The 9,822-nt window shown below is 62.6% G+C and carries 10 protein-coding genes; 3 read left to right on the plus strand and 7 right to left on the minus strand.

The features are described 5' to 3' along the window. Positions 1-11: 11 nt before the first annotated feature. From HV744_RS33285 to HV744_RS33315, 7 genes are all read right to left on the minus strand, one after another. Positions 12-1,502, minus strand: coding sequence for a M81 family metallopeptidase (locus HV744_RS33285; RefSeq protein ID WP_175153554.1), 1,491 nt, complete (start codon positions 1,500-1,502; stop codon positions 12-14). Then, on the minus strand, positions 1,499-2,779 hold the full coding sequence (locus tag HV744_RS33290; RefSeq protein WP_175153555.1) for a Zn-dependent hydrolase: 1,281 nt from the start codon (positions 2,777-2,779) through the stop codon (positions 1,499-1,501). Before HV744_RS33290 ends, HV744_RS33285 begins: the two co-directional genes overlap by 4 nt. Before the next feature lie 33 nt (positions 2,780-2,812). Further along, the gene (locus HV744_RS33295; RefSeq protein ID WP_175153556.1) at positions 2,813-3,514 is read right to left on the minus strand and encodes an ABC transporter ATP-binding protein; all 702 of its coding nucleotides are present in this window, start codon (positions 3,512-3,514) and stop codon (positions 2,813-2,815) included. Further along, complete coding sequence (locus tag HV744_RS33300; RefSeq protein WP_175153557.1) at positions 3,511-4,278, minus strand: ABC transporter ATP-binding protein; 768 nt, start codon at positions 4,276-4,278, stop codon at positions 3,511-3,513. The genes HV744_RS33295 and HV744_RS33300 overlap by 4 nt, the downstream gene beginning before the upstream one ends. Continuing rightward, positions 4,275-5,342, minus strand: coding sequence for a branched-chain amino acid ABC transporter permease (locus HV744_RS33305; protein WP_175153558.1), 1,068 nt, complete (start codon positions 5,340-5,342; stop codon positions 4,275-4,277). Before HV744_RS33305 ends, HV744_RS33300 begins: the two co-directional genes overlap by 4 nt. Next, positions 5,339-6,199 (minus strand): branched-chain amino acid ABC transporter permease, encoded by an 861-nt coding sequence (locus HV744_RS33310; RefSeq protein ID WP_175153559.1) that lies wholly within the window; start codon positions 6,197-6,199, stop codon positions 5,339-5,341. Before HV744_RS33310 ends, HV744_RS33305 begins: the two co-directional genes overlap by 4 nt. 87 nt (positions 6,200-6,286) lie before the next feature. Beyond that, a complete protein-coding gene (locus tag HV744_RS33315; RefSeq protein ID WP_175153560.1) occupies positions 6,287-7,495 on the minus strand; it encodes an ABC transporter substrate-binding protein in 1,209 nt (402 codons plus the stop codon). 275 nt (positions 7,496-7,770) lie between these two features. Here HV744_RS33315 and HV744_RS33320 point away from each other — a divergent pair, with 275 nt between their 5' ends. From HV744_RS33320 to HV744_RS33330, 3 genes are all read left to right on the plus strand, one after another. Next, the gene (locus HV744_RS33320) at positions 7,771-8,616 is read left to right on the plus strand and encodes a FadR/GntR family transcriptional regulator (protein WP_175153561.1); all 846 of its coding nucleotides are present in this window, start codon (positions 7,771-7,773) and stop codon (positions 8,614-8,616) included. A 344-nt stretch (positions 8,617-8,960) separates the two neighbouring features. After that, on the plus strand, positions 8,961-9,425 hold the full coding sequence (locus HV744_RS33325; protein WP_175153562.1) for a hypothetical protein: 465 nt from the start codon (positions 8,961-8,963) through the stop codon (positions 9,423-9,425). A 41-nt stretch (positions 9,426-9,466) separates the two neighbouring features. Further along, on the plus strand, positions 9,467-9,601 hold the full coding sequence (locus HV744_RS33330; RefSeq protein ID WP_425497896.1) for a lipocalin family protein: 135 nt from the start codon (positions 9,467-9,469) through the stop codon (positions 9,599-9,601). The last annotated feature ends 221 nt before the right edge of the window (positions 9,602-9,822 follow it).

The raw sequence follows: 9,822 nt of genomic DNA on the forward strand, positions 1-9,822 counted from the left end.
GGGTACTTCTCTCAGTTCGTCGACGGCCACTCGGTCCGCGTATCCAGCGGATAAACCGGCCGCTTCACATGCTTGAATGCGAACAGCCCGTAATCCGAACTCGTCACGCCACGGCTATCACACTCCACCAGCGCCGCCGCGATCGGCACGAAAACCGGCCGGCAATACATGCGCGATTTGAGCAGCAGGAACCGCGCGCGACGCGGATCGATGCCGACGCTCTCGAACACGCCGAGATCCCACGGTTCGTGCGTGCGCTCGGTCATCACGAGTTTCACGGTGCCCGTGTCGAGTACCGCGGCACGTCCCATGAACGCGCGCTGGCCGGTGTAAGTCGGACCGCTGATCACGTATTCGCCGTCGGTCAGCGCACGCACCACGCCGGTCACGGCAAGCGGCGGACGCGGCGTCAACGCGTCGCTCGCGACCTTGTTGCCGATCGTCAGCGTCACCGTGCTGCCGACGCCCGCCGACATCAACGCCGCGACCGCTTGCGGATCGCACAACGGCCCGCTGATGATGCCTTCGAGCTTCTGTTTCAACGCTTCCTCGAGCAGATCCATCGTGTCGCATGTGCCGCCCGACATGCAGTTGTCGCCGTGATCGAGCAACAGCACGGGCTTGTCGGCGCCCTGCGCGAGCGCCGCCGCTTGCGCAACCGACTCCGCGAGCGGCGCGCTGCGATAGACGAAATCTTCGCGCTCATCCCAGATCTGCCGGGCGATGCGCTCCGCCACCGCTTCGGCCTGGGCGCGCTCGCCGTTGCCCACCACGACGACGCTGATGCACGGCCCGGCGATATCGGCCAGCGAGAAGCCGGACAACACCGACACCGCCAGCATGCCGTCGGCCTCGGCCGCGCGCGCCGCGTCCACCGCGCGCTTCATCGCGCCTTCGGCGGTCGCGCTGCGCAGCGTATGCGTGAGCAGCGGCGGCTGGCGCCATGCGATCACCGGCTTCGTCTTGCCGTGGACCAGCTCGAACAGCAGACGCGCCGCGTGCGCGCCGGTCTCGTACATATCGACGTGCGGATAGGTTTTGAAGCTGACGATCACGTCGGCGTTGTCGATCATCTTCTGCGTGACGTTGCCGTGCAGATCGAGGGCGACCGCGATCGGCGCATCCGGCAGCAATGCGCGCACGCGTTCTAGCAGATCACCTTCGCCGTCGTTCGAATATTCGGCAACCATTGCGCCGTGCAGGTCGAGCATCACCGCGTCGCAGTCGGTTGCAGCCGCCACGATCGCGTCGCAGATCGCATCGTAAGCGGCGGCCTCGACCGGTCCGCTCGGATTCGCCGACGCGGACACCGGCGTCACGATCTCGGCGTGTTCGTGCTCGGCGGCCTCGATGAACGCGGCCATCGCCGTCTGCATGCCCTTGTTTTCGTTGAACGCGTCTTCGCCATAGCTCGGACCGTTGCGGCCGAATGCAGCCAGCGGCGTCGCGACCGGCGAGAACGTGTTGGTCTCGTGATTCATCCGTGCGATAAGGATCTTCATGTGTTTGCGCTCCCTACTTTTAGCGCGGCGTCCAGCATCGCCTGCAATAGCACGTTGCAACCGGCTTCCAGATGATCCGCGCGCGCGTCTTCGATTTCGTTGTGGCTGATGCCGTCCTTGCATGGCACGAAGATCATCGCTGCGGGCGCGACTCGCGCCAGGTAGACTGCGTCGTGCCCTGCGCCGCTGATGACGTCCATCGACGAAACGCCGAGCGTGTCCGCGCCCTGTTTCACCGCCGCGACCAGTTCCGCCGCGAACGGCTGCGGCGGGAAATACACGACCTGGTCGACGTCGACCGCAATGCCGGTCTTCTCGCCCGCCACCGAGCACGCGGCGCGCAATGCATTGTCCATTGCGGTGAGCGTCGCATCGTCGGCGGCACGCAGATCGACCGTGAACGTCACCCGGCCCGGAATCACGTTGCGCGAATTCGGATGCACGTCGAGCCAGCCTACTGTGCCACGGCCATGCGGCGCGTGAGCGAGTGCGATGCGATTGACCGCGTGAATCAGATCCGCTGCGACGAGCAGCGCGTCGCGACGCAACGCCATCGGCGTCGGTCCCGCATGCGCTTCCATGCCATGCACCGTCACATCGTACCAGCGTTGGCCGAGCGCGCCTTGCACTACGCCGATGGTTTTGTCGTGCGCTTCCAGCACCGGCCCCTGCTCGATATGCGCTTCGAAATACGCGCCGACGGTATGCGGTTTTTCGTTCTCACCGGCATAGCCGATCGCCGCGAGCGCGTCCCGCACCGAGACGCCCTCGCGATCGCATTGCCCGAGCGCATGCTCCAGCGTGAACGCGCCGGCGAACACACCCGAGCCCATCATCACCGGCACGAAGCGCGAACCCTCCTCGTTGGTCCACACCGCGACTTCCAGTGGCGCGAGCGTCTGCACGTTGGCATCGGCCAGCGTGCGCAGCACTTCGAGACCCGCCAGCACGCCGTAGTTGCCGTCGAACTTGCCGCCCGTCGGTTGCGTGTCGATATGGCTGCCGGTCATCACCGGCGGCAGGTCGTCGCGCAAACCGGCGCGACGCGCGAAGATATTGCCGATCGCATCGACCCGCACGCTGCAGCCGATCTCTTTCGCCCACGCGATGAAGAGATCACGTGCCTGGCGGTCCAGCTCCGTCAGCGCGAGCCGGCACACACCGCCTTTATCGGTGGCGCCGATCTGCGCGAGCTGCATGAGACTGCGCCAGAGGCGCGCGCCGTCGACTCGCAGATCGGCGGGCGTCGCGACGGTTGTTGGTTCATGAACCTGCATCGATGTTTCCTCATATTGAAGACGACGCAAGCGTCAAACGACGCCCACGCCGAGATAACGGTCCTTGATCGACTCGTCCGCGGAGAATGACGCGTTGTCGCCCGAATAGACGATCACGCCTTGTTCGATGATGTAGTGGCGGTCCGCGAGTTGCGTGCAGACTTCGAGGTTCTGCTCGACCAGCAGAATCGCGACGCCCGCTTCGCGAATCAGCTTGAGCTGCGCGACGATTTCTTCGACGATCACCGGCGCGAGGCCTTCGACCGGCTCGTCGAGCATCAGCAAACGCGGGTGATTCATCAGCGCCCGGCCAATCGCGAGCATCTGCTGTTCGCCGCCGGACAGTTGTGCGCCACCGTTCGTGCGCCGTTCCTTGAGACGCGGAAAGATGCAGTAGATGTTGTCCAGTTGCCACGGTGAATCCTTGCGTGCGCCGAGCCGCAAGTTTTCTTCGACCGTGAGCAGACGAAAGATGCCGCGATGCTCGGGCACGAAGCACACGCCGCGCGACGCGATCTTGTGCGGCGGCATGCCGCCGATCTTCGCGCCATTGAACGTCACGGTGCCGCGCTGCGGCGTGACGACGCCGGCAATCGCCTTGAGCGTGGTCGACTTACCTGCGCCATTGCGGCCCAATAGCGTGATCGTTTCGCCGTCGCCGATCTGCAAGGACACGCCTTGCAGGATATGGCTCTTGCCGTAGAAGCCGTGAATCTGTTGCACGTCGAGAATCATGCGCGGCCTCCGGTGATCATGTTGCCGAGATAGGCGCTGCGCACACGCTCGTCGCCGCGGATGTCGTCCGGTCGCCCTTCCACCAGCACGCGGCCTTGCTGCATCACGGTGATCGTGTCGGAGATGTCCATCACGATGCCCATGTTGTGTTCGATCAGCACGACCGTGTAATCGTCGCGCAGGCCGCGAATCAATTGCTTCATTTCGTCGAGATCGTCGATGCCCATGCCCGAGGTCGGCTCGTCCAGAAAGATCGCCTTGGGCCGCGCGGCGAGCGCCATGCCGACTTCGAGCCGCCGCTGCTGACCGTGCGACAGCGCGCCCGCCGACGCGTCGCCGAAACGCTGCAGCGCGAGTCGTTCGAGCACGCTGTCGAGGGTGTCCGCAAGTGTGAGCGCGCCGTGCGGCGGCGTCCACGCATTCAGCGCGCGCACTGCGTCGACGCCTTGCGCGGCGAGCCGCAGATTTTCGCGCACGCTCAGATTGGCAAACAGGCTGGTCACCTGAAACGACCGCGCGACGCCACGGCGCACGCGCTTATGGTCAGGCTCATGCGTGACGTCGTGACCGTCGAAGACGATCTTGCCTTCGGTAATGGGCAGCGTGCCGGTCAACACGTGAAAGAGCGTAGTCTTGCCCGCGCCGTTCGGACCGATCACCGAATGCACCGTGCGCGGCATGATGCTCAGATTCACTTCGGAGAGCGCAGTGAATTTACCGTAGCGCTTCACGATGCCGCTCGCTCGCAGAATGGCTTCGCTCATGCGGCCTCCTTGCTTGCGCCGTTGTCTGCGTTGTTGTCTGCCTGGGCGGACGGCTTGCGGCGCAGCGCTTGCCAGATGCGCTCGCCCAGTCCCCAGAGCCCGCGCTGCATGAACAGGCTGACCGCGATCAACACGATGCCGAGCAGCAACAGCCAGCGTGGCCACAGCGTCGAAAGCCAGTCGGCGAACAGCACGTAGAACGCCGCCCCCAATACCGACGCGAACAGATTGGCCGTCCCGCCGATCACCGTCATCACCAGGATCATTTCGCTCGTGTGATAGTCGATGTTGGAGAGCGGCGCGATGCCGGTCATCAATGCATGCAGCGCGCCGGCGAGTCCCGTGACCGCGCCGGAGATCACGAACGCCATCAGCTTGAAGCGCTTGACGTCGTAGCCTACCGCGGCCGCACGCGCTTCGTTGTCGCGAATCGCGAGCAAGGTCCGGCCGAATATCGAATGCGACACGCGCATCAGCAGCCAGAACACCACGAGGAATAACACCGCAACGAAGCCGTAGTATTGCCATGGCGATGTCAACGGCACGACGACTTTGCCAAACAGGCCCAGAGCAGGACGCGGAATGTCGAGCAGGCCGTTGTCGCCACCCGTCAGATCGGGCGTGGTGTAGGCGAGAAAATAGAACATTTGGCCGAACGCGAGCGTCAGCATTACGAAGTACGTACCACGCTGGCGAATCGAAAACCAGCCGACCAGCGCGGCGGCGGCCGCGCCGATCATGATGGACGCGAGCAACGCCACCGGCACCGGCAACGCGGTTTTGGTCAGCACCAGTCCCGCGCAATAGCTACCGAGCCCGAAGAAAATGCCCTGCCCGAACGATAGCAAACCTGTGTGACCAAGCAGCAGATTGCAGCCGAGTGCGGCGAGCGCGAACACCAGCACTTCCGTGGCCAGCGATCCGGAGCGCAGCGTCAGCGGCAAGATGCACACGACCAGCAGCGCAAGCAGCAAAAAACGATAGCGATGCAGCGAGTGCTTCATGCCCTGTCGCGTCGATGAAGCGCGGACGCTTTGCACAGCGGTCTTTGAAGTGTCGATCATGCGGCCCTCCCGAGCAAACCGTTCGGACGCAGCAAGAGAACCGCGGCCATCGCGACGTAGATCATCAGCCGTGCGCCTTCGGGCCACAACGTGCTCATCACGCTTTGCACGATCCCCACCAGCAGACCACCGACGAGCGCGCCGAGAAAATTGCCCATCCCGCCAACCACGACCACGACGAACGCGACGCTGAGCGCCTCGATGCCCATAAACGGATCGACGCCGCGAATCGGGGCGGCAAGCACGCCCGCCAGCGCAGCGGTCGCGGCACCGAGCGCGAACACGAGGCTGAAAACGCGCAATACGTTGATACCGAGCAGCGACACCATCTCGGTCGATTCGCTGCCCGCGCGCACCGCGCTGCCGAGTCGCGTGCCCTCCAGCACCCACCACAAAAGCGCGGCCAGCACGGCGGTGATGCCGATCACGAACAAGCGGTACTTCGGGTACACGAAGCTGCCCCAGATCACCACGCCGTTCAGGATATCGGGAACCGCGACGTTATCGCCGAGCGGCCCCCAGACCAGGATCGCGCATTCCTGCACGACGAGTGCGAGGCCGACGGTCACGAGAATATGAAACTCGTGCTGCTGCGCATAAACGTGCCGCAGAATCAGTTTCTCGACGACCCACGCCAGCGCGCCGCCCACAATCGGTACGACGATCAGCGCGGCCCAGAAACTCATCGACCACTGCATCGCCTGATAGCAGAAGTAGGCGCCGAGCAGATAGAACGCGCCGTGCGCGAAATTCACGAAGCGCAGCAGGCCGAATACGATCGACAAACCGACCGCGAGCAGGAAATACAGCATCCCCACTCCGATGCCGTTGACGATCTGCAGAAGATAAACGTTCATGGCGTCCTTCTGATGGGTATGGCGAAGAAGTGTCGCGATGCAGCCTCGCGCGACGAACGTGCCACGCTCGTGGGCGGCACAAAGGCGTCACGTCATCTTGCAGCCGGTCTTGTCGAGCGACAGGAAGGACTGACCGGAACTCACGATGTCCGCGTAGTCGTCGGCGTTTTTCATCTTGCTCTTCGCCTTGCCCTTCAACAGATAGTAGTTCTTCAGCACCTGATGATCGCCTGCGCGGACTTCCTCCCGACCGGTCAGACCGTCGTATTTCATGCCCTCGAGCGCGGTGACCACCTTCTTCGGATCGACCGTGCCCGCCTTGATGATGCCGTCGAGCAGGATCTTCGTGCAGATATAGGAACCTGCGAGGCTGTAGTTGGGGTTTGCCTTGAACGCGGCGTTGGCGCGCTTGACGAGATCGTGATTGAGCGGCGAATCGATGCCGTGCCAATACTGCGCGCCGAAATAGACGCCTTCGCACAGGTCCGCACCAAGCGATTCGAATTGCTCGAGGCCGGACGCCCACGCCATCAGGATCGTGCAATTGTTCTTCATGCCGAAGCTCACGGCCTGGCGCAGCGTATCGGACGACTGCGAGCCGAAGTTCAGAATCAGCAGGACGTCGGGCTTCGCGGCGACGGCATTCGTCAGGTAGCCGCTGAATTCCTTCTCGTTGAGCGAGTGGTAGCTGTTGCCCACATGCTCGATGCCTTTTTCCTTGAAGATCGCCTTGGCTGCCGACAGCAACCCGTCGCCGAACACATATTGCGGCGTAATGGTGTACCAGCGTTTTGCTTTGGGCAACGTCTGGATCAGTGGACGCACCGTCTGTTCGATCGCGCCGTAGGTCGGCACCGACCAGCGGAACGTGGCTGCGTTGCAGTCCTTGCCGGTGATTTCGTCCGCGCCCGCAGTCGTGATGAAAATGCCGCCGGCTTTCTGCACTTCCTTGCCCATCGCCAATGCTTCGGAGGACAGAATACCGCCGGCACAGAAGCGCGCGTTCTTCTGCTGCGCGATTTCCTGCACGCGACGCACCGCCGTTGCGGGTTTGCCTTCCGTGTCGAGCGCCGTATATGCGAGCGGTTGGCCGAGGACCTTGCCGTACTGCTCGATGGCGAGCTTCATGCCGAGGTCGGCGTATTTGCCGTTCGCGGCGAACGGTCCCGACATCGGCACCGGACATGCGAACTGCACAGTACCGGCCTGCGCGAACGCGCTTCGCGCGACCAGCGAGCCCAACGTCCCCGGAACGGCCGACAACGCGGCCAGCTTCAACATATTTCGGCGATTCAAAATGACGCTCCTTAGAAAAGAGACACGCACTGACCGGCTACGAAACTGCACGCACCACGCGAACGACTGCTTGAGCTTGCTGGCCGCCTTGAAGTTTTCCACCTCTTCGGCTTTGTTCTATTTATCATGATAAATAGGTTGGACTTGATCGTAGGTACAATAAATTCGGGTGTCAATAAGGCAAAATTCCTGGCCGTATCTGGGCGTCGCTCCTGACCGTGAAGTAGCCGGCGGGTCGATCGAAGATCGTGCAGGACAAACTGGGAGCATCGAATATGGCCATGGTCCGAGCCAAGGCTGGCGCCGCGATCGAGATCAAGCAGCAAAAGCGCGGCGATCTGGTTGCGGAGGAAATCAAGCGGCTCATCACGGAGAAAGACCTGAAGCCGGGTGATCGGCTGCCGCGCGAGGTGGAACTGCAGCAGCTCTTCTCAGTGAGCAAGAGTACGATCCGCGAGGCGTTGAAGTCGCTCGAGGTGCAAGGTCTGATCAGGGTGACGACCGGTCCGAGCGGCGGCGGCATGGTGGTTGAAGTGCCGCTCGATCGCACGTTGCAGCTTTTACAGAACTACCTGTTCTTCAAGGACGTCTCGATCGATGACATTTACACCGTGCGTAAGCTGCTCGAGCCGGAACTCGCGGCGGGAGCTGTACCGCATCTGACGGAACAGGACTTCGACGCGCTCGAAGCGAGCATTGCGTGTTGCGATCGACCGGCGTCCGCGCATGGCGGCCAGGACATCGTGCGGCAACGTCAGGAAGACGTGAACTTTCATGACATTCTGGCAGCCGCGAATCCGAATCCGTTTCTGCGTTTCAGTTGCGAGCTGATCAATGAAATGATCCGGCAGCTAATCGAGTTTCGTAACGATACGCCGCAAGCCGAACATGAGCGGTTCGGTCAGGCGAACGTCAAGATTCACAAGGCGATTACGAAAGCGGCACGTGAGCGCGACGTCGAGAAGGTGCGTGAGTTGATGGTGATCCACATGACCGAAGCGCCGCGCTACGTAAAGCGGATGAAGGGCAAACTGCGGGGGCGTCTGATTCTGGATTCGGAGATTCGTCGGCGGATTCGGGCGCGTAGTGTGACGCCATCGGACGAGGGAGTTGAGGAGTGAGCCGGTTTTGGTGAGCGTCGGACGTGCGTGCTGGGTACCGGCAATAGTTCGATACCGTTGGCGTCTCGCTCACGTGGGTGTGGCACGGTCACTTTGGCGATTCTTGGGGACATGGGTGACAGCATGGTTCTCGATGAGGCACATCGGTGCCATGAAGGGCGGCCGACAGGCATCGATCAGGTGAATTGAAACGATGCGTCGAGCCGCCGAGCGACGCCGATTGGGGCGGATATAGCCGCCAGCCGGCGTTTCGGTCAATGGATTTGCGGTAGGGACAACGAGGGCTCAACCTTTTTCGGGGCGCGCCGTTATTGCATCTGCACAGGCATAAACATTGGACCTTCATGGCACAACCGATCCCCTTATCCCGCAACACTGGCGTTGCGCGCGCGCGGCATGCCAAGGCCATGCTGTTGCCCATCGCCCGGCAGATCGCCGACGAGCTCGCGTTGCGGGTACATCTGGCGCTCGACGCCTTGCGCCGCGGCGCCGGCAGCAGGACCGACGCACAGACACTCACGCAGATCATGCTGCTGACCGGTTTTCTGGTCGAGTCGGGCTTCGGTTCGGTGAGCGGCGAAGAACTCGGAGCGGCGGATCGCGCTGTGTCGGCGGTGTTCGATATCGGCCGGGAGACTGGCGAGTGGCGATTGGACGAGGCGGGGTTCGCGCTTTTTGCGTCGATCGCTACGACTTACGACCGGCAACTGCACAGCGCGCCTCTTTGGGCCATCACCGATGCGAGCGAACGGTTCGACCGCTTTATCGCGGGCGGGCCGGATCAGACGCAGGTGCGTAAGCGGGCTTAGTCGAGCCGAGTCGCGCGGGGTGAACCAGGGAGACTTTGTCGGTGAACTCGCGGCAATCGACTGGCGCGTTGTACCGGGAAGCTGCGGTGCGGGTGAGTCGCGAAGGTGCGGAGGTGGGACGGGGTTATCTGGAGCTGACCGGTTACGCGAACGCGTTGCGGGTCGGGAAGAACTGAAGACCGGAGGAAGAACCGTGAGAGGCGCTTTCACGGCCGCTTTCTGTTTTTCGGGGAATGTGGGCGCGGCAACCGGCACGCGAATCGCATGTACGCGTGAAATGAGATGGGCGCGGTTCTCATGCACGCGTAAACGCAAAAACCCCACCGGGTCAGGTGGGGTTTGTGCTTGCTGCTGGGGAGCCTGACGATTACCTACTTTCACACGGGCAATCCGCACT

The organism is Paraburkholderia ultramafica (assembly GCF_902859915.1).
Taxonomy (GTDB): Bacteria; Pseudomonadota; Gammaproteobacteria; order Burkholderiales; family Burkholderiaceae; genus Paraburkholderia; species Paraburkholderia ultramafica.